Below are 19,950 nucleotides of genomic sequence, written 5' to 3'. Positions count from 1 at the left end.
GTGGAGTGGCTATGGGGGATCGGCACGACTATGTCGCCCTGGAGTGGGTCAAGGGCGAAATCGCGGAAACCCTGAAACAGGCGCGTCAAGCCCTGGAGGCGTTCGTCGAGAATCCGCAGGACTCGACGCGCATGCGTTTCTGCCTGACCTATGTGCACCAGGTGCAGGGCACTCTGCAGATGGTGGAGTTCTACGGCGCGGCCCTGCTCGCCGAGGAGATGGAACACCTGGCCCAGGCCCTGATGGAGGGGCGGGTGGCCAACCAGGGCGAGGCCCTGGAGGTGCTGATGCAGGCGATCCTGCAGCTGCCGGTGTACCTCGACCGGATCCAGACCGCCCGGCGCGACCTGCCGATGGTGGTGCTGCCGCTGCTCAACGACCTGCGGGCCGCCCGCGGCGAGAAGCTGCTGTCGGAAACCAGCCTGTTCGCCCCGGACATGTCCGAGCGCGCCCCGGCGTTGTCGGTGGAGTCTTTGGCCCGGCTGCGCACCGCCGAGCTGCCGGTGCTGCTGCGCAAGCTGCGGCAGATGCTGCAGCTGGCCCTGGTCGGGGTGATCCGCAACCAGGACCTGGCCACCAACCTGGGCTACATGGCACGGGTCTTCGCCCGTCTGGAAACCCTGTGCCAGGGCGCACCGCTCGGTCCGCTGTGGCAGATCGCCTCGGGCCTGGTCGAAGGCCTGGCTAACGGCAGCGTGGTCAACGGCACCTCGGTGCGGACCCTGCTGCGTCAGGTCGACAAGGAACTCAAGCGCCTGCTGGAGCAGGGCGCCGACGGCATCAACCAGCCCGCCGCCGACGAGCTGACCAAGAACCTGCTGTTCTACGTGGCCAAGGCCCCGGCGCAGTCGCCGCGCATCCGCAAGCTCAAGGAGCAGTACCGTCTCGACGACGCCCTGCCGAACAACGAGGTGGTGGACGAGGAGCGGGCCCGCCTGGCCGGGCCGGACCGCGACGCCATGCGCTCGGTGGTCGCCGCCCTGTGCGAGGAGCTGGTGCGGGTCAAGGACAGCCTCGATCTGTTCGTGCGCGGCGACCGCGGCCATGTGAGCGAGCTCGACGCCCTGCTGCCGCCGCTCAAGCAGATCGCCGACACCCTGGCGGTGCTGGGCTTCGCCCAGCCGCGCAAGGTCATCGTCGACCAGATCGATGTGGTGCACGGCCTGTCGCTCGGCCAGCGGGCGGCCGACGATGCGGTGCTGATGGATGTCGCCGGCGCCCTGCTCTATGTCGAGGCGACGCTGGCGGGCATGGTCGGCCCGGCCGAGGACGCCGGTCGCGAGGAGAGCCACCTGCCGACCACCGACGTGGCGCAGATCCACCAGTTGGTGATCAAGGAGGCGCGCACCGGCCTGGAACAGGCCAAGGACGCGATCATCGAGTTCATCGCCTCGCAGTGGAATCACGAACACCTGGCCCGCGTGCCCGAGCTGCTCACCCAGGTGCGCGGCGGTCTCGGCATGATCCCGCTGCAGCGTGCGGCGGATCTGCTCAAGGCCTGCAACCGCTATATCCAGGAACAGCTGCTGGTGCGCAAGGCCGTGCCCAACTGGCAGCACCTGGACACCCTGGCCGACGCCATCACCAGCGTCGAGTACTACCTGGAGCGCCTGGCCGAGGATCACGCCAGCCAGGGCGACCTGATTCTCGACGTGGCCGAGGAAAGCCTGGCGAGCCTCGGTTACCCCCTGACCGAGAAGCCCTCGATTCTCGATCGCGTCGAGTCGCTGCCGGAAACGCCGGCACCGCTGGCCGATCCGCTGGACGAGATCGAGGTGCTGGCCGATGAGCCCGCCGCGGCCTTCGACATGGACCCGCCGGAGCCGGTGGCGGACCTGGACGCCGAGCCGCTCGAGGCGCGCGTGGAGGATGAACCGAGCCTGGAGCTTGCCGAACGCGACGCCGAGCCGCTGGCGCAGGAGCCAGTGGCCGATGAGGCGAGCCTAACGGCGGAGCTCGATGAGCCCGATGTTCTGGACGGCCTTGGCGCGTCGGCCGTGGGGCCGGCCGCTACAGACCCGGCCGAGGAGGCGTCGGCGCCCGCAGACGACCAGCCCTCGCTGGACGAGCTGCAGCTGGAGGAGCTGAACCTGGACGACCTGGCCAGCCCCGTGCAGTGGGACGAAGCCGAGTTGGCGGCGCTGGATATTCCCGCAGTCGAGCTGCCCGCCACGCCGCCGACGGCCGAGGGCGAGGCCGGGGAGCCGGCGCCGGTCAGCGCCGCGCCGCTGTCGCTGGCCGATGTCATGGCAGCGCCGCAACAGGCGATCAACCCGCCGGCCAGCGACGTGCCGCCCAGCCTGCTGCCGCCGCCGGCCGACGAGGAAGCGATCGACGAGGAGCTGGCCGAGGTCTTTATCGAGGAAGCCGGCGAGGTCCTCGAGACCATCGCCGAGTACCTGCCGCAGTGGTGCGCCGATACGAACGACAAGGACGCCCTGGTCGAGGTGCGCCGGGCCTTCCATACCCTCAAGGGGAGCGGGCGCATGGTCCGCGCCCTGGTCATCGGCGAACTGGCCTGGTCGATCGAGAACCTGCTCAACCGCGTGCTCGACCGCAGCATCCAGCCCGAGCCGGAGGTTCTCCAGGTGGTCCAGGACGTGGTGGCGTTGATGCCGGCGCTGGTCGAGGAGTACGCCGCCAAGGCCCAGCGCCAGCGCGATGACGTCGACCGCCTCGCGGCCTGCGCCCATGCGCTGGCGAAGGGGCAGAGCCTCCCAAAGACTGACGCCCCGGTTGCACAGGTAGCCGAGCCAGCGGGCGCTAGCGAGGCTACCAGTGCCGAAGGCGACGGCGAGGCGCTCGACCCGCAGCTGCTGGACATCTTCCGCAACGAGGCCGAGACCCACCTGGACACCCTGGTCGAGTTCCGCGCCGGTTGCGCCCGGGAGTTGCCGCAGCCGGTCACCGACAACCTGCAGCGGGCCCTGCACACCCTCAAGGGCAGTGCCTATATGGCCGGCATTCTGCCGGTGGCGGAAATCGCCGCGCCCCTGGAGAAGCTGGCCAAGGAGTTCAAGGCCAACCTGATCCCCATGGACATGGCCGAAGCGGAGTTGCTGAACGACGCCGAACAGCTGCTGCGCCGCGGCCTGGAGCAATTGGAGACCCAGCCCCTGGCGCCGCTGCCGGGCGCCGCGGAGTTCCTCGAGCGAACCCACAGGCTGCATCAGGAGCGCCTGGCCGCCGCGGAGGCCGGGCGCAAGAGCGAGCAGGGCGAGACGCGCGACCCGCAGTTGATCGGCATCTTCCTCGCCGAGGGCATGGATATCCTGCTGGACGCCGAGGACCTGCTGGGGCGCTGGCGTGAACATCCGTCGGAGCGTCAGGAGCTCAGCGCCCTGCTGGAAGAGTTGACCACCCTCGGCCGGGGGGCCGACATGGCCGAGCTGCCGCAGATCGACGAGCTCTGCGAGGCCCTGCTCGACCTCTACGGTGCGGTCGACGAGGGCAGCCTGGCGGTCAGCGAGCGGTTCTTCAGCGAGGCCGAGCAGGCCCATGAGGCGCTGATCGGCATGATGGATCAGGTCGCCGCCGGCCTGCAGGTGAGCGCCCAGCCGGAGCGGGTCGCGGCGCTGCGCAGCCTGCTCGACGAGGCGCTGGACCCCAGCGCCCTGGCGCTGCTGTCCGACGATGGCCATGGCGGCCTGGAGATCAGCGAACTGGATGTCGCCACTGCCGCCGCAGCAGGCGCGCCGTGGGCGAGCGACGGCGAGGGTGAACTGGCGACCGCAGTCGAGCTGGAACTCGAGCAGGAGAGCGAGCAGGACGCCGCGCAAGCGGAGTCCGCCGGCACCTACGAGGTGCTGGATGAAGAGATGGTGGCGATATTCCTCGAGGAAGCGGTGGATATCCTGGACAGTGCCGGGCAGGCACTGGAGCGCTGGGTGGCCGAGCCGGAGCAGAAGAGTGCGCTGTCGGCCCTGCAGCGCGATCTGCACACCCTCAAGGGTGGCGCACGGATGGCGCAGATCGACCCGATCGGCGACCTGGCCCATGAGCTGGAGTCGCTCTACGAGGGCCTGCTGGATTCTCGTTTTCACCACAGCGCTCCGCTCGTCGCCCTGCTTCAGCAGAGCCATGACCGCCTGGCCGTGTTGCTCGAACAGTTGCAGCAGCGTGCCGAGCTGGCCGAGCCGCTGGACCTGATCGAGGCGATCCGGGCGTTCCGCCAGGGTGGTCCGGCGGACTTGCCCGGCCAGCCCGGTGTCCCCGAGACTGAGTGCGAAGCCGAAGCCGAAGCCGAAGCCGAAGCCGAAGCCGAAGCCGAGCCGGTCGTAGACCTGGCGGCCGCCGAGTCGCCCGTGGACGCCACGCCCGATGGCGCCGCGCCGGAGGCCGTGGCCGGCCCGGACAGCACCGCGCAGGCGCCGCTCGATCCTGCCGAGGCCGGTGCCGAGGAGCGCGACCCCGAACTGGTGGAGATCTTCCTCGAGGAGGGTTTCGACATCATCGACAGCGCCGGTGCGGCCCTGCAGCGCTGGAGCGAGGACGTCGACAACAGCCTCGAACTGGAGGCCCTGCAGCGGGACCTGCACACCCTCAAGGGCGGTGCGCGGATGGCGGAGATCGCCGAGATCGGCGATCTCGCCCATGAACTGGAGTTTCTCTACGAGGACCTGTGCGGCGGCCGGCTGCGCGCCAGCGCCGCGCTCTTCGACCTGCTGCAGGCTTGCCATGACAGTCTCGCCGCGATGCTCGAGGCGGTGCGCGAGCGCCGTGCGGTGCCGAGCGGTCGGGCGCTGATCGAGACCATCAAGCGCTTTCGGGCCAACCCGGACGAGCGGCTGAGCGTGCCGCCGGCGGTGCAACTCAGGGACGCCGAGGCGGCCCAGGACGACGAGGATGCCGAGTCGGACATCCTCGACATCTTCATGGAGGAAGCGGACGACCTGCTGGAGGCCATGGAGCAGGCGATCGGCCACTGGGAAGAGCACCGCGAGGATGGCGCCGCCATCGATGACATGCTGCGGGTGCTGCACACCCTCAAGGGCGGTGCCCGGCTGGCCGGGCAGAAACGTCTGGGCGACCTGACCCATGACCTGGAGCAGCACCTCACCGAGGCCCAGGCGCAAGGGGCGCCCTGGCCGGAGAGCCTGTTCCTCGATGTGCAGTCGGGCTTCGAAGGCTTGCAGGGCGAACTCGACCAGTTGCGTCAGCGCCTGCAGACCGCGGACGCCGCCGGTGCCGGGGGCGAAGCCGCGGCCGAACCGGCGCCGGTGCATCCGCCGGCGCCGGCGACCCCCATCGTCGCGGCCAGCGAACTGCCGGCCCAGGAACTGGTGACGCGGGTGCTGCCCTTCGTCCGCCAGGCCGAACAGGCCGCCCAGGATGCCGCCGCGCGCCGGGCGCCCCAGGAGCTGGTCAAGGTGCCGGCGGACCTGCTCGAGGGCCTGGTCAACCTGGCCGGCGAAACCTCGATCTTCCGTGGCCGGGTGGAACAGCAGGTCAGCGATTTCGGCTTCACCCTCAGCGAGATGGAGGCCACCATCGACCGGGTGCGCGACCAGCTGCGCCGCCTGGACACCGAGACCCAGGCGCAGATCCTCAGCCGTTATCAGGCCGAAGCCGAGCGCGCCGGCTACGAGGACTTCGACCCGCTGGAGATGGACCGCCACTCGCAGCTGCAGCAGCTGTCGCGAGCCCTGTTCGAGTCGGCGTCCGACCTGCTCGACTTGAAGGAGACCCTGGCCGCGCGCAACCGCGATGCGGAGACCCTGCTGCTGCAGCAGGCGCGGGTCAACACCGAGCTGCAGGAAGGCCTGATGCGCACCCGCATGGTGCCCTTCGATCGCCTGGTGCCGCGGCTGCGGCGGATCGTCCGGCAGGTCGCCGGCGAACTGGGCAAGCAGGTCGAGTTCGTCGTCGGCAATGCCGAGGGCGAGATGGACCGCAGCGTGCTCGAGCGCATCGTCGCGCCGCTGGAGCACATGCTGCGCAACGCCGTCGACCACGGCATCGAGGCCGCCGAGCTGCGTCGCGCCGCCGGCAAGCCGGAGCAGGGCCGCATCCGCCTGGAGCTCGGCCGCGAGGGTGGCGATATCGTCCTCACCCTGGCCGACGACGGCGGCGGCATCAAGCTGGAGGCGGTACGGCGCAAGGCCATCGAGCGCGGCCTGATGGACGAGGACTCGGATCTCACCGATCACGAGATCCTGCAGTTCATCCTCGAGGCCGGTTTCTCCACGGCGGAGAAGGTCACGCAGATTTCCGGGCGCGGCGTCGGCATGGACGTGGTGCACTCGGAGGTCAAGCAACTCGGCGGCTCGATGAGCATCGACTCGACGCCGGGCGAAGGCACCCGCTTCACCATCCGCCTGCCGTTCACCGTGTCGGTCAACCGCGCGCTGATGGTGCTGTCCGGCGAGGACCTGTACGCCATCCCGCTGAACACCATCGAAGGTATCGTGCGGGTTTCGCCCTACGAGCTGGAGGCCTACTACCAGCCCGATGCGCCGCGCTTCGAGTACGCCGGCCAGGCCTACGAGCTGCGTTATCTGGGCGACCTGCTGAACAACGGGCAGCAGCCCAAGCTGGTCGGTCAGAGCCTGCCGCTGCCGGTGATCCTGGTGCGTTCCAGCGAGCATGCGGTGGCGGTGCAGGTCGACAGCCTGGCGGGCTCGCGCGAGATCGTGGTGAAGAGCCTCGGCCCGCAGTTCGCCGGGGTGCACGGCATCTCCGGCGCGACCATCCTCGGCGATGGCCGGGTGGTGGTGATTCTCGACCTGCTGGCGACCATCCGCGTGATCCATGCCCACCTGCTCAGCCAGACGCAGCCGCGCCTGCTCGGCAAGGCCACGACCAGCGAGGAGGTCGAGGCGGACCGGCCGACCCTGGTCATGGTGGTGGACGACTCGGTGACCGTGCGCAAGGTCACCAGCCGTCTGCTGGAGCGCAACGGCATGAACGTGCTGACGGCCAAGGACGGCGTGGACGCCCTCGGCCAGCTGCAGGAGCACCGCCCGGACATCATGCTGCTGGACATCGAGATGCCGCGCATGGACGGCTTCGAGGTGGCCACCCTGGTGCGCCACGACGAGCGCCTGAAGGATCTGCCGATCATCATGATCACCTCGCGTACCGGCGAGAAGCACCGTGAGCGGGCCATGGCCATCGGCGTCAACGAATACCTCGGCAAGCCCTATCAGGAGTCCTTGCTGCTCGACAGCATCCAACAACTGGTCAAACGGAAATGACTGAGAAAAGCGCGGCACGTATTGCGGTCATCGCCGACACCTCGCTGCAGCGCCATGTGCTGCAGCAGGCCCTGAGCGGCAGCGGTTACCAGGTGGTGCTCAACAGCGATCCGGCGCGCCTCGACGAGGACGCCCTGGGCGCCTGCGAGACCGACCTGTGGCTGGTCGACCTGGCCCAGTCGGAGGACTCGCCGCTGGTCGACAGCCTGCTCGAGCGGGTTACGGCACCGGTGCTGTTCGGCGAGGGGCATGCCCCGGAGCGGCACTCGGAAAACTATCCGCGCTGGGAGCGGCGCCTGTTCGGCAAGCTGAAGAAGCTGATCGGCGATCCCTCCCAGGCGGTCGGTCCTAGCCTGGCGGCGCTGCTCGCCGAGGCGCAGCGGCCGGCGCGTCTGGAGCTGCCGCCGGCCCTGGCGGCTACCCCGCTGGCCGCCGGCGAACCGGCACGCCAGGTCTGGCTGCTGGCCGCCTCGCTGGGTGGCCCGGCGGCGGTCAAGGCCTTTCTCGATGCCCTGCCCGGTGGCCTGCCGGTGGGCTTCGTCTACGCCCAGCACATCGACCCCAGCTTCGAGGCGGCGCTGCCCCAGGCCGTCGGCCGGCACAGTCAGTGGCACGTCACTGCGGCCCGGCATGGCGAGCCGATCCGCTGCGGCGAGGTGGTGGTGGCGCCGATCAGTCGCGAGCTGGGCTTCTGCGACGAGCGCCTGATGCAGATCGCCGAGCGCGGTTGGCCGGAGCCCTACAGTCCGTCGATCGATCAGATGATGCTCAACCTCGCCCAGCAATTCGGTGCCGAGTGCGGCGTCATCAGCTTCAGCGGCATGGGCAGCGACGGCAGTGCCGCCGCCGCCTACGTGCGTCGTCAGGGCGGAGCGATCTGGACCCAGCGCGGCGACAGCTGCGTCTGCCCGAGCATGCCGGACAGCCTGCGCGAGGGCGGCTACAGCAGCTTCAGCGCCGACCCGCGGGAACTGGCCGCCGCCCTGGTCAGCCACCTGGCCGAGCAGTGCCGTTAACCCGGGCCCTTGTCCCGCATAGGATTGATTCATGAGCCAAGCCCTAGCCACCCAGAACACAGTCACCAGCCTGACGGCGCTGCAGGTGCCGTTGGCCGACCGCAGCCTGCTGTTGCCCAACGTGGCGCTCGCCGAGCTGATCCCCTATCGCGCGCCGCAGGCCGGCGCCGACATGCCGGCCTGGTTTCTCGGGCAGATTGCCTGGCGCGATCTGCGCCTGCCGCTGCTGTCGTTCGAGGCGGCCTCGGATGGCCAGGTGCAGGTCGGCGGCGCCGCCCGGGTGGCGGTGATCAACGCCCTCGGCGGCCGCTCCAAGGTCAAGTTCATCGCCCTGCTGGTGCAGGGTATTCCGCACTCGCTCAAGGTCGACGCCACGCTGCCGCGGGCCGACGCGCCGCTGGCGCCGCTGGAGCTGGACGCCGTGGCCCTGGGCGAAGAGGTCCTGAAGATTCCCGATCTGGTCGCCCTGGAGCAGATGCTGGCGGATGCCGGCCTGATCTAGACGGCGCCTTTCGACCCGCCCGCCGCCTTTCACCGGCCCACGAAAAAGCCCCGCACGCCGCGCCCCAGGATGAATGGGACGCGACGTGCGGGGCTTGTGCTTTCAGCGGCCGTTAGCGGGCGCTTTCCGGGCGAGCCTCGGTGACGGGCTCGTCGGACACGTCGGCGGCGTCAGCTGGGCTGGCGCCCTTCTTGCCGGTCCAGTAGTCGGCGTTCTTGATGCCGAGCTTCTCGGGGTCGAAGACCGGGTCCAGGCCCTGCTTCTTCTGTGCCTCGTAGTCCTTCAGGCAGGTGTAGGCGACCTTGTGCATCAGCAGGATGGCGCCGATGTTCAGCCAGGCCATCATGCCCACGCCCAGATCGCCCAGGCCCCAGGCCAGGTCGGCGGTCTTCACGGTGCCGTAGACGGTGGCCGCGATGATGCCGAACTTCAGCGCCAGGGTCAGCCAGGGACGGTGAATCTTGCGGTTGATGAAGGCGATGTTGGTTTCGGCGATGTAGTAGTAGGCGATGATGGTGGTGAAGGCGAAGAAGAACAGGGCGATGGCCACGAAGTAGGAGCCGAAGCCCGGCAGGATGTTCTCCATGGCGGTCTGCACGTAGCCCGGGCCGGCCGCGACGCCGGCGATACCGGTGTGCAGGGCCTCACCGTCGGGGCCCTGGACGTTGTACTGGCCGGTGATCAGCAGCATGAAGGCGGTGGCCGAGCAGACGAACAGGGTGTCGACGTACACGGAGAACGCCTGTACCAGGCCCTGCTTGGCCGGGTGGGTGACGGCCGCGGCGCTGGACGCGTGCGGGCCGGTACCCTGGCCGGCTTCGTTGGAGTACACGCCGCGCTTCACGCCCCACATGATGGCCAGGCCGAGAATCGCGCCGAAGCCGGCCTCCATGCCGAAGGCGCTTTCGAGGATCAGTGCGACCACGCCGGGCAGCTGCTCGATGTTCAGGCCGATGATCACGCAGGCGACGATGATGTAGCTCAGTGCCATGAAGGGCACCACGACCTCGGCGAAGGTGGCGATGCGCTTGATGCCGCCGAAGATGATCAGGCCGAGCATGACCGCCAGCACCGCCGCGGTGGTGCTCGGGTCGATGCCCATGGCGTTGCTCAGTCCGGAGCCGATGGAGTTGGCCTGAACACCCGGCAGCAGCAGGCCGCAGGCGATCACGGTGACCAGGGCGAAGATCCAGGCGTACCACTTCATGCCCAGGCCCTTCTCGATATAGAAGGCCGGACCGCCGCGGTGCTGGCCGTCGATGTCTTCCTTGTAGACCTGGCCCAGGGTCGACTCGATAAAGGCCGAGCTGGCGCCGAGGAAGGCGACCATCCACATCCAGAACACGGCACCCGGGCCGCCGAAGGTGATGGCCGTGGCCACGCCGGCGATGTTACCGGTACCCACGCGACCGGCGAGGGTCATGGTCAGGGCCTGGAAGGAGGAGATGCCATGGCTGCTGGTGCGCTTGGCGAAGATCAGGCGGATCATTTCCTTGAAATGGCGCACCTGGAGGAAGCGACCTCGCAGGGTGAAATACAGGCCGACGCCGAGGCACAGATAGATCAGTGCAGGGCTCCAGACCAGTCCGTTTAGGGTCGAGACCAGTTCGTTCATGTAGTGCTCCTTGGGGCTGAGGGCTTGCGGTGGCTTCCTTTTGGGAAACCCCTGCCCCCGGCGAATTGTTATTGGAGGACGGTCCGGCGCCAAGGGCCGGCCAGAGCAAAGAGCGGCGCTCGGTGGTAGACCGAGGGTACGCTTTTGGCCTGCGGAGCATGCCAGAAGGGCGGGAGCTTGCCATTCACGCTAGTCACATCTTGTTACAGCGATGCGACACGTCGTGCGCCTGGACTAGAAGTCTCCCCACAGCTGCTGGGCGACGGAAAGCGCCACCACCGGCGCCGTTTCGGTGCGCAAGACCCGCGGGCCGAGGCGCGCGGCGTGGAAGCCGGCAGCTCGGGCCTGGGCCACCTCGGCATCCGCCAGGCCGCCCTCCGGGCCGATCAGGAAGGCCAGCGACTGCGGGCGGGCATGGCTGGCCAGCGGCTCGGCTACCGGGTGCAGGACCAGCTTGAGCTGCGCCTCGACCCGTTGCAGCCACTCGCTCAGGGTGATCGGCGGGTGGAGGATCGGCAGCACCGAACGGCCGCACTGCTCGCAGGCGCTGATCGTCACCTGGCGCCAGTGGCTCATGCGCTTGTCGGCGCGCTCGTCCTTGAGGCGTACCTCGCAGCGTTCGCTGACGATCGGGCTGATCGCGTTGGCGCCCAGTTCGCAGGCTTTCTGGATGGCCCAGTCCATCCGCTCGCCGCGCGACAGGCCCTGGCCCAGATGGATGTGCAGCGGCGATTCGGCCAGGCCGGCGAAGGTCTCGCGCAGCTCCACGCGCACGCTCTTCTTGCCCACCTCGATCAGCTCGCCGAGGTATTCCCGGCCGCTGCCGTCGAACAGCTGCAGCGTATCGCCGACCGTGTGGCGCAGCACGCGGCCGATGTAGTGGGCCTGGGCCTCCGGCAGCTGGTGCTGGCCGAGGGCGAGGGGGGCGTCGACGAAGAAACGGGAGAGGCGCATGGGTCTGCAGGGTAAGCCTTGGGCGGAAGGCGCCAAGCTTACCCTTATCGCCGCGCTGCTTGTAGCGGGCCTGGCCTTTCCGCGGCCGGCTCAGCCGGGGTCGCGGAAGTCGGTGCGGGCGCCGCGCGGCACCGCCACGCTGACCGCGTCGCGGGTGGCGATGTCGATACCCTCGCTGGCGACCTCGGCGAGGAAGTCGATCTGCTCCGGGCTGATCACGTACGGCGGCAGGAAGTACACCACGCTGCCCAGGGGACGCAGCAGGGCGCCGCGGCTCAGGGCGTGCTGGAAGACCTTGAGGCCGCGGCGCTCCTGCCAGGGGTAGGTGGTCTTGCTCGCTTTGTCCTGCACCATCTCCACGGCCAGGGCCATGCCGGTCTGGCGCACCTCGGCGACATGGGCGTGCTCGGCCAGGTGTGCGGTGGCGCTGGCCATGCGCGCGGCCAGCGCCTTGTTGGCCTCGATGACGTCGTCCTGCTCGAAGATGTCCAGGGTCGCCAAGGCGGCGGCGCAGGCCAGGGGGTTGCCGGTGTAGCTGTGCGAGTGGAGGAAGGCGCGCAGGGTCGAGTAGTCGTCGTAGAAGGCCTGGTAGACGGTGTCGGTGGTCAGGCAGGCGGCCAGCGGCAGGTAGCCGCCGGTCAGGGCCTTGGACAGGCAGAGGAAGTCCGGGCGGATGCCGGCCTGCTCGCAGGCGAACATCGTCCCGGTGCGGCCGAAGCCGACGGCGATCTCGTCGTGGATCAGGTGCACGCCGTAGCGGTCGCAGGCCTCGCGCAGCAGCCTGAGATAGATCGGGTGGTACATGCGCATGCCCCCGGCGCCCTGGATCAGCGGCTCGACTATCACCGCGGCGACTTCCCGGTGATGCTCGGCCAGGCACTGCTCCATGTGGGCGAACATGGCCCGCGAGTGCGCCTCCCAGCTCATCCCCTCGGGGCGGTGGAAGCAGTCCGGGCTGGGCACCTTGAGGGTGTCGAGCAGCAGCGCCTTGTAGGTGTCGGTGAACAGCGCCACGTCGCCGACCGACATCGCCGCCACGGTTTCGCCGTGATAGCTGTTGCTCAGGGTGACGAAGCGCTTCTTCGCAGGCTGGCCGACGTTGAGCCAGTAGTGGAAGCTCATCTTCAGCGCCACTTCGATGCACGACGAGCCGTTGTCGGCGTAGAACACCCGGTCCAGTCCGGCCGGGGTCAGCTTGACCAGGCGCTCGGACAGCTCGATCACCGGCGCATGGCTGAAGCCGGCGAGAATCACGTGCTCCAGCTGGTCGACCTGGTCCTTGATGCGCTGGTTGATGCGCGGGTTGGAGTGGCCGAACACGTTGACCCACCAGGAGCTGACCGCGTCGATATAGCGCTTGCCGTCGAAGTCTTCCAGCCATACGCCCTCGCCGCGTCTGATCGGCACCAGGGGCAGCTGTTCGTGGTCTTTCATCTGGGTGCAGGGGTGCCAGAGCACGGCCAGGTCGCGTTGCATCCAGTGGTCATTCAGGCTCATCGAAACGCTCTCCCAATCATCAGCGGCAAGCCTATCAGATGTGTTCGCGGCGATGGCGCGGGTATCCGCCCGGGCGGCGGCCGCCCGCGCCTGCCGTTCGTCCTGCCTGAAGCGCCGCCGGGCGACCTGCGTTGAACCTTCGGGCCGTGCGCAGGACCAATCCGGCTGGTCCGGTAGGGCCTGTTACTGTTCGTATTTATCGATATTTCAGAGCGAATTTTTTCGCGTTTAATCGATAGTTTTGTTGTTAGTCTTGCCGGCAGTTTTCGCGCACCGCGGGTGCGCGGCCCTCTACGTGGAGCTTGTCCTTGATGCAGTGGCGCAATTCGGCCGATCGTTACGGCCTGGTCAGCATTCTCTTGCACTGGTTGGTGGCCCTGGCCGTGTTCGGCCTGTTCGGCCTGGGCTACTGGATGGTCGGTCTGAATTACTACAGCCCCTGGTACAAGACCGCGCCGGAGCTGCACAAGAGCATCGGCCTGCTGCTGTTCGCGGTGATGCTCGCGCGCATGCTCTGGCGCCGGGTCAGCCCGCCCCCGGCGAGCCTGCCGAGCCATGGCCGGCTGACCCGCCTGGGCAGTCGTCTCGGCCACTCCTCTCTCTATTTCGGGCTGTTCGTGCTGATGATCTCCGGCTACCTGATCTCCACCGCCGAAGGGCGCGGCATTGCCGTATTCGGCCTGTTCGAGGTGCCGGCGACGCTGACCAGCATTCCGCGCCAGGAAGACCTGGCCGGGCTGGTGCACGAGTACCTGGCCTGGGCCCTGGTGATCTTCGCCGGGGTCCACGCGCTGGCCGCGCTCAAGCATCACTTCATCGATCGCGACGCCACCTTGAGGCGCATGCTCGGGCGTTGACCGCGGTCGGCCGTCTCGCAAGATTCCACGCTTCGATCCCCCCCATCTCACAAGGAGATTCGTCATGCTGAAAAACACCCTCGCCGCGCTGGCCATCGGCTCGGCCCTGTTCGGCGCCGGCCAGGCCCTGGCCGCCGACTATGTGATCGACACCGAAGGCCAGCACGCCTTCGTCAACTTCAAGATCAGCCACCTGGGCTACAGCTGGCTGTACGGCACCTTCAAGGAGTTCGAGGGCCAGTTCAGTTACGACGAAAAGAATCCGCAGGCGAGCAAGGTCAAGGTCAGCCTGGACACCGCCAGCGTCGATACCAATCACGCCGAACGGGACAAGCACCTGCGCAGCGACGACTTCCTCAGCGTCGGCAAGCATCCGCAGGCCACCTTCGAGTCCACCGCGGTGAAGAGCACGGGAGCAGGCACGGCCGACATCACCGGCAACCTGAGCCTGAACGGCGTGACCAAGCCGGTGGTGATCGCCGCCACCTTCATCGGTGAGGGCGAGGATCCCTGGGGCGGCTACCGCGCCGGCTTCTCCGGCTCGACCAAGCTGAAGCTCAAGGACTTCGGCATCACCATGGACCTGGGCCCGGCTTCCGAGGAAGTCGAGCTGACCATCTCGGTGGAAGGCGTGCGCCAGTAAGCCCGGGTGTCCCGCGGAAACGAAAAAGCCGACCCCGGGGTCGGCTTTTTCGTTTCCGCATCACGGGCAGCGCCGACAGGGTCGGCGCCATCCCTGTGCTGGCGGCCTTAGCTGTCGCGGTTACGGGTCAGCAGGGCCGGCTTCTCGCCGCGCGGGCGGTTGTTCGACAGCTCGTCGAGCTGCTCCGGCGTCGGGAAGCGCTCGCTGCGCGAGCCCTTGTGCATGATCACCGGCTGCTTGTCGCGGGCGCTCTTCACGACCGGCTCCTGGCGCGGCAGCTCGTCGCGGTTGAGGGCGATGCTGCTGTCGCGGGGCGCGCGGGCACGACCGTTGCCGTTACGGCCTTGGCCGCCCTGGCGCTTGCCCTGAGCCTGGCTCTGGCCGCCGCCGGTGCGTGGTCCCTTGCCCTGGCTGCGCGGGCCTTGCCCGGGCGTGGCGGCCGCCGCGGCGCCGGGGCGCCGGCCGCGGTTCTGCGGCTTGTTCTGGTGCGGACTGACGTAGTCGACCCGGTTGCCGAAGTTGTCGATCTCGTCGTCGCGGAACTCGTCCGGTGCCCGGTCGGGGGGCAAGGCGGGGATGGCCGCGGCGACCGGGCGCGCCGCGCGCGGTTGTTGCTGGCCGCGAGCCGGCTGCGCCTTGCTCTTGCCGCTGTCCTTGCCCTTGTCCTTGCGCCCGCTGCCGTGGCGCTCGCCACCACCGCCGCCGCCACGGGGCGGGCGGGGTTTCTGCGGCTCGCGTACTTCCGGGCGCTCGGCCTCGACCTTGCTGGCATCGAAGCCCATCAGGTCACCGTCCGGAATCTTCTGCTTGGTCATCCGTTCGATGCCCTTGAGCAGCTTCTCTTCGTCCGGGGCGACCAGCGAGATCGCCTCGCCGCTGCGCCCGGCCCGGCCGGTGCGGCCGATGCGGTGCACGTAGTCTTCCTCGACGTTGGGCAGCTCGAAGTTGACCACGTGGGGCAGCTGGTCGATGTCCAGGCCGCGGGCGGCGATGTCGGTGGCGACCAGGATGCGCACCTGATTCGCCTTGAAGTCGGCCAGGGCCTTGGTGCGGGCGTTCTGGCTCTTGTTGCCGTGGATCGCCACGGCCGGCAGGCCGTGCTTGTCGAGGTACTCGGCCAGGCGGTTGGCGCCGTGCTTGGTGCGGGTGAAGACCAGCACCTGTTCCCAGGCGCCGGCGGTGACCAGGTGGGCGAGCAGGGCGCGCTTGTGGCTGGCCTGCAGGCGGAACACGCGCTGCTCGATGCGCTCGACCGTGGTGTTCGGCGGCGTCACCTCGATGCGCTCGGGGTTGTGCAGCAGCTTGCCGGCCAGGTCGGTGATGTCCTTGGAGAAGGTCGCCGAGAACAGCAGGTTCTGCCGCTTGGTCGGCAGCTTGGCGAGGACCTTCTTGACGTCATGGATGAAGCCCATGTCGAGCATGCGGTCGGCTTCGTCGAGGACCAGGATCTCCACGTGGGAGAGGTCGATGGCCTTCTGGTTGGTCAGGTCGAGCAGGCGACCGGGGCAGGCCACCAGGACGTCGACGCCCTTGGCCAGGGCCTGAATCTGGGGGTTCATGCCAACGCCGCCGAAGATACAGGCGCTGACGAACTTCAGGTCGCGGGCGTAGGCCTTGAAGCTGTCATGGACCTGGGCGGCCAGTTCGCGGGTGGGGGTCAACACCAGCACGCGCGGCTGCTTGGGGCCGTGGCGGTGTTCGCGATCCGGGTGACCGTTGGGGAACAGTCGCTCGAGGATCGGCAGGGCAAAACCGCCTGTCTTACCTGTACCCGTCTGGGCCGCCACCATCAGGTCGCGACCTTGCAACACGGCGGGGATGGCCCGCTGTTGCACCGGAGTGGGCTGGGTGTAGCCGACGGATTCGACCGCACGGACTAAAGCCTCGGAGAGACCGAGGGAGGCAAAGGACATGTGCAATCCTGTCTAGTGAGGGCGAGGCCCTATGGGGTGTATTGCCTGGCTTGAATCGCGGCGTGGTGCGCGCAATCCCGTCCGGTACTGCTGGCCACTGGGGGCTAGCATCCGGGCGCAAGCCTGGCGGGGAGGCCCGAGTATAACAGAACAGTTGCGTCATGGGGTGCCTCGCGTCGCCCGCCGCGGCGGTGACCCGCGAGCCCGCGCGGGGCCCCGCTTGGGCGCGCCGCCTGCCGCGGCGGCTGGGCGGCGAGGGCGCAAGCCCTGCGTGCAAAGTTTCGCCGCGTCGGAGATCATGCGGCCAGCGATTACCGCGCGCGGCCGGGCACTCTGCCACCGAGCCGTTCGGCGACCTGCCCCGCCCAGTCGGCAGGGCGAGGAACCACCCCGATCCAGCCTGGTGTCACCGGCCGCTATCCGGCTCGGGCGGGCGCTGGGCTATAACTTGACTGAACGATCAGCCTTTCGGGGCGTGGTCGGCCTCACCACGATGGAGCGCCTGCATGGCCAAGAGAAATACCACCAATGCTTCGGTGTCGCCCAAGGGCAGCCTGGAGACCCTGTCCCAGCGCGAAGTGCAGCAGCTGCGCGAGACCGGCTGCGGCAGTGTCTATGCGCTGTTTCGCCAGTGCGCCCTGGCGATCCTCAATACCGGCTCGAGCAGCGACAACGCCAAGACCATCCTGGAGGCCTATCCGGACTTCGAGGTGCGCATCCACCAGCAGGATCGCGGCATTCGTCTGGAATTGCTGAACGCGCCGGCCGATGCCTTCGTCGACGGCGAGATGATCGCCAGCACCCGCGAGATGCTGTTCAGCGCCCTGCGCGACATCGTCTACACCCAGAGCGAGCTGGAGAACAAGCGGGTCGACTTCGAGAGCTCCCAGGGCATCACCGACTATGTCTTCCACCTGCTGCGCAACGCCCGCACCCTGCGCGCCGGCGTGGAGCCGAAGATCGTGGTGTGCTGGGGCGGGCACTCGATCAACCGCGAGGAGTACAAGTACACCAAGATCGTCGGCCACGAGCTGGGCCTGCGCGGCCTCGACGTCTGCACCGGCTGCGGTCCCGGGGTGATGAAGGGGCCGATGAAGGGCGCCACCATCGCCCATGCCAAGCAGCGCAACGTCACCGGCCGCTACCTGGGGCTGACCGAGCCGGGCATCATCGCCGCCGAGGCGCCCAACCCGATCGTCAACGAGCTGGTGATCCTGCCGGATATCGAGAAGCGTCTGGAGGCCTTCGTGCGGGTGGGGCACGGCATCATCATCTTCCCCGGCGGCGCCGGCACCGCCGAGGAGTTCCTGTATTTCCTCGGCATCCTGATGCACCCGGACAACAAGGACCTGCCTTTCCCGCTGATCCTCACCGGGCCGCGCAGCGCCGAGCCCTACCTGCAGCAGTTGCACGAGTTCATCGGCGCCACCCTGGGCCAGGAGGCGCAGCAGCGCTACCAGATCATCGTCGACGATCCGGCCCGGGTGGCGCGGGAGATGGCCCTGGGCATCAAGGCGGTCACCCAGTTCCGCCGCGAGCGCAACGATGCCTTCCACTTCAACTGGCTGCTGAAGATCGATGAGAGCTTCCAGCGCCCCTTCGAGCCCACCCATGAAAACATGGCCGGCCTCAACCTGACCCGCGACCAGCCGGTGCACGAGCTGGCGGCGCAGCTGCGCCGGGCGTTCTCCGGCATAGTCGCCGGCAATGTGAAGGTCCAGGGCATCCGCCTGATCGAGGAGCATGGGCCGTACCAGATCACCGGCGACGAGGGCATCATGCGGCCGCTGGATCGCCTGCTGCAGGCCTTCGTCGATCAGCAGCGCATGAAGCTGCCGGGCGGCAGCGACTATGTGCCGAGCTACAAGGTGGTGGCCTAGGGCGGGAGCGCCGGCTGCGCCTCAGAGGGTCGGCTGTTCCGCCTCCGGAGCGGGGGTGGCGTGCGTCGTCGAGGGCGACGCATAGCGCTCGAGCAGGGCCGTATAGGCCGGCTCGCCCTTGAAGCGCCGCAGCGCCTCGGCGAAGCGCACGGCTAGCTTTTCGAGTTCGGCGTCGCGGCGCAGGCCCAGGTACAGCCGGTCGCGGCTGACCACCCGGGGGCTGTGGCCGATCGCCTCGCTCAGGTTCATCCGGCTCAGCAGGTAGTGGCCGGCGCGGTGGTCGTTGATCACCAGATCGACGCGATTGCGCAGCAGTTTGCCGAAGTTGGCCGCATGGTCCGGCGCCGGTTCCCGGGTGAAGGCGGTGGATTCGCGGAACGCGCGGTTGGCGTACCAGTAGCCGGCCGACACGCCGACTTTCAGGCCGTGCAGGTCGGCCAGGCGGCGAAAGGGGTGCGGTCGCGCCCGGGCGTGGAACAGGACGAACTCGACCTCCGACAGCGGCTCGGCGGGGAACAGCATGCCGGCCTGGCGCTCGGCGGTCTGGAACACGTCGAGTATCGCATCGGCCTGGCCCTGCTGCAGGGCCGCCAGGCAGCGCTTCCAGGGCATCAGCTGCCATTCGGCGTCGATGCCCAGGCGCTGCAGGACGATGGCCGTCGCCTCGTAGTCCAGGCCGCGCAACTGCCCGCGCTCCTCGTAGACATAGGGCGCCCAGGCCTCGCTGACGATGCGCAGGGGCTGGCCATGGGCGCTCAGGCCCGGTGCGGCGAGCAGGAGGAGGGCGAGCAGGGCGCGTAGGAGGGCCGTCATCGGGCCAGAATACGCCGCTGAGACGAGCGTGCAAAGAGCGCGGCCGGGTGACGGCCGGGTCGCCGCCGCGCCGTGGTGCCGGGGGTTGACCGGTGCCACGGCGCCTGACGCCCTCAGGCGGACAGCTTGAGGTTGTTCCAGATCGCCAGGCTGGGGCCGGCCAGGTTCATGGTGTAGAAGTGCAGGCCCGGCGCGCCGCCTTGTAGCAGGCGTTCGCACATCTCGCTGACCACCTGCTCGCCGTAGGCGCGGATGCTGTCGCTGTCGTCGCCGTAGGCCTCCAGCTGCTTGCGCACCCAGCGTGGAATCTCCGCGCCGCAGGCATCGGAGAAGCGCGCCAGCTTGCTGTAGTTGGTGATCGGCATGATGCCGGGCACCACCGGGATGTCGACGCCGAGCTTGCGCACCCGCTCGACGAAGTAGAAGTAGCTGTCGACGTTGAAGAAGTACTGGGTGATGGCGCTGCTGGCGCCGGCCTGGGCCTTGCGCACGAAGTTGGCGATATCGGCCTCGAAGTTGCGCGCCTGGGGGTGCATTTCCGGGTAGGCGGCGATCTCGATGTGGAAGTGGTCGCCGGTTTCCTCGCGGATGAAGCCGACCAGTTCATTGGCATAGCGCAGTTCGCCGCTGGCCAGGCCCATGCCGGATGGCAGGTCGCCGCGCAGGGCGACGATGCGCCGGATGCCGGCATCCTTGTACAGGTTCAGCAACTGCCGCAGTTCGGCCTTGCTGTCGCCGACGCAGGACAGGTGGGGGGCGGTGGACACCTGTACTTCGTCATTCAGCTGCAGCACCGTGGAAACCGTGCGGTCGCGGGTGGAGCCGCCGGCGCCGTAGGTGCAGGAGAAGAAATCGGGCTTGTAGGCGGCCAGTTGGCGTGCGGTATCCAGCAGTTTTTCATGCCCGGCCTCGGTCTTCGCGGGGAAGAACTCGAAGCTGTAGCTGCGTTCTTGAAACATGGAGAGAAGTCCTTAGCGGCATAGGGTGGAAAGCGCGCGCAGCGCTTTCCACCGCCTGGAATGGCCGGGTGGAAAAGGCCGTTGGCCGTTTCCACCCCAGGGCGA

12 protein-coding genes are annotated in these 19,950 nt (G+C 68.4%); 6 read left to right on the top strand and 6 right to left on the bottom strand.

Going from position 1 to position 19,950, the window contains the following annotated elements; translation table 11 throughout:
• Positions 1-11: 11 nt before the first annotated feature.
• The 3 genes from I0D00_RS20920 to I0D00_RS20910 are packed head-to-tail and all read left to right on the top strand — an operon-like array spanning position 12 to position 8,714.
• Positions 12-7,196, top strand: a complete 7,185-nt coding sequence (locus I0D00_RS20920; RefSeq protein ID WP_213641847.1) for a hybrid sensor histidine kinase/response regulator — start codon at positions 12-14, stop codon at positions 7,194-7,196.
• A complete protein-coding gene (locus I0D00_RS20915) occupies positions 7,193-8,212 on the top strand; it encodes a chemotaxis protein CheB (RefSeq protein ID WP_213641695.1) in 1,020 nt (339 codons plus the stop codon). The genes I0D00_RS20920 and I0D00_RS20915 overlap by 4 nt, the downstream gene beginning before the upstream one ends.
• A 31-nt stretch (positions 8,213-8,243) precedes the next feature.
• Positions 8,244-8,714: a chemotaxis protein CheW gene (locus I0D00_RS20910; protein WP_213641694.1), complete on the top strand. Its 471-nt coding sequence runs from the start codon at positions 8,244-8,246 to the stop codon at positions 8,712-8,714.
• 112 nt (positions 8,715-8,826) lie between these two features.
• Here I0D00_RS20910 and I0D00_RS20905 read toward each other — a convergent pair whose 3' ends face one another.
• From I0D00_RS20905 to I0D00_RS20895, 3 genes are all read right to left on the bottom strand, one after another.
• Positions 8,827-10,329 (bottom strand): alanine/glycine:cation symporter family protein, encoded by a 1,503-nt coding sequence (locus I0D00_RS20905; RefSeq protein WP_213641693.1) that lies wholly within the window; start codon positions 10,327-10,329, stop codon positions 8,827-8,829.
• A 234-nt stretch (positions 10,330-10,563) separates the two neighbouring features.
• On the bottom strand, positions 10,564-11,283 hold the full coding sequence (locus I0D00_RS20900) for a 16S rRNA (uracil(1498)-N(3))-methyltransferase (protein ID WP_213641692.1): 720 nt from the start codon (positions 11,281-11,283) through the stop codon (positions 10,564-10,566).
• 90 nt (positions 11,284-11,373) lie between these two features.
• A complete protein-coding gene (locus I0D00_RS20895) occupies positions 11,374-12,780 on the bottom strand; it encodes an adenosylmethionine--8-amino-7-oxononanoate transaminase (protein ID WP_213641691.1) in 1,407 nt (468 codons plus the stop codon).
• Positions 12,781-13,091: 311 nt separating this feature from the next.
• Between I0D00_RS20895 and I0D00_RS20890 the strand changes: the two genes are divergently transcribed.
• Both I0D00_RS20890 and I0D00_RS20885 read left to right on the top strand, forming a co-directional pair.
• Positions 13,092-13,637 carry a cytochrome b gene (locus tag I0D00_RS20890; RefSeq protein ID WP_213641690.1) on the top strand — a complete coding sequence of 182 codons (546 nt, stop codon included), beginning with the start codon at positions 13,092-13,094 and terminating at the stop codon, positions 13,635-13,637.
• Positions 13,638-13,701: 64 nt separating this feature from the next.
• Entirely contained in the window at positions 13,702-14,280 is a 579-nt protein-coding gene (locus tag I0D00_RS20885; RefSeq protein WP_213641689.1) for a YceI family protein, read from the top strand.
• A 107-nt stretch (positions 14,281-14,387) separates the two neighbouring features.
• Here I0D00_RS20885 and I0D00_RS20880 read toward each other — a convergent pair whose 3' ends face one another.
• Positions 14,388-16,193, bottom strand: a complete 1,806-nt coding sequence (locus I0D00_RS20880) for an RNA helicase RhlE2 (protein WP_213641688.1) — start codon at positions 16,191-16,193, stop codon at positions 14,388-14,390.
• 506 nt (positions 16,194-16,699) lie between these two features.
• Here I0D00_RS20880 and ppnN point away from each other — a divergent pair.
• On the top strand, positions 16,700-18,073 hold the full coding sequence (ppnN, locus tag I0D00_RS20875; protein ID WP_213641687.1) for a nucleotide 5'-monophosphate nucleosidase PpnN: 1,374 nt from the start codon (positions 16,700-16,702) through the stop codon (positions 18,071-18,073).
• A gap of 21 nt (positions 18,074-18,094) precedes the next feature.
• Here ppnN and I0D00_RS20870 read toward each other — a convergent pair whose 3' ends face one another.
• On the bottom strand, positions 18,095-18,886 hold the full coding sequence (locus tag I0D00_RS20870) for a substrate-binding periplasmic protein (protein ID WP_213641686.1): 792 nt from the start codon (positions 18,884-18,886) through the stop codon (positions 18,095-18,097).
• A 113-nt stretch (positions 18,887-18,999) separates the two neighbouring features.
• A complete protein-coding gene (metF, locus tag I0D00_RS20865; protein ID WP_213641685.1) occupies positions 19,000-19,845 on the bottom strand; it encodes a methylenetetrahydrofolate reductase [NAD(P)H] in 846 nt (281 codons plus the stop codon).
• Between the last annotated feature and the right edge of the window lie 105 nt (positions 19,846-19,950).

Source organism: Pseudomonas lalucatii (assembly GCF_018398425.1).
GTDB lineage: Bacteria > Pseudomonadota > Gammaproteobacteria > Pseudomonadales > Pseudomonadaceae > Aquipseudomonas > Aquipseudomonas lalucatii.
The sequence above is the reverse complement of the archived record's forward strand: the minus strand, read 5'-3'. Positions and strand labels throughout refer to the sequence as shown.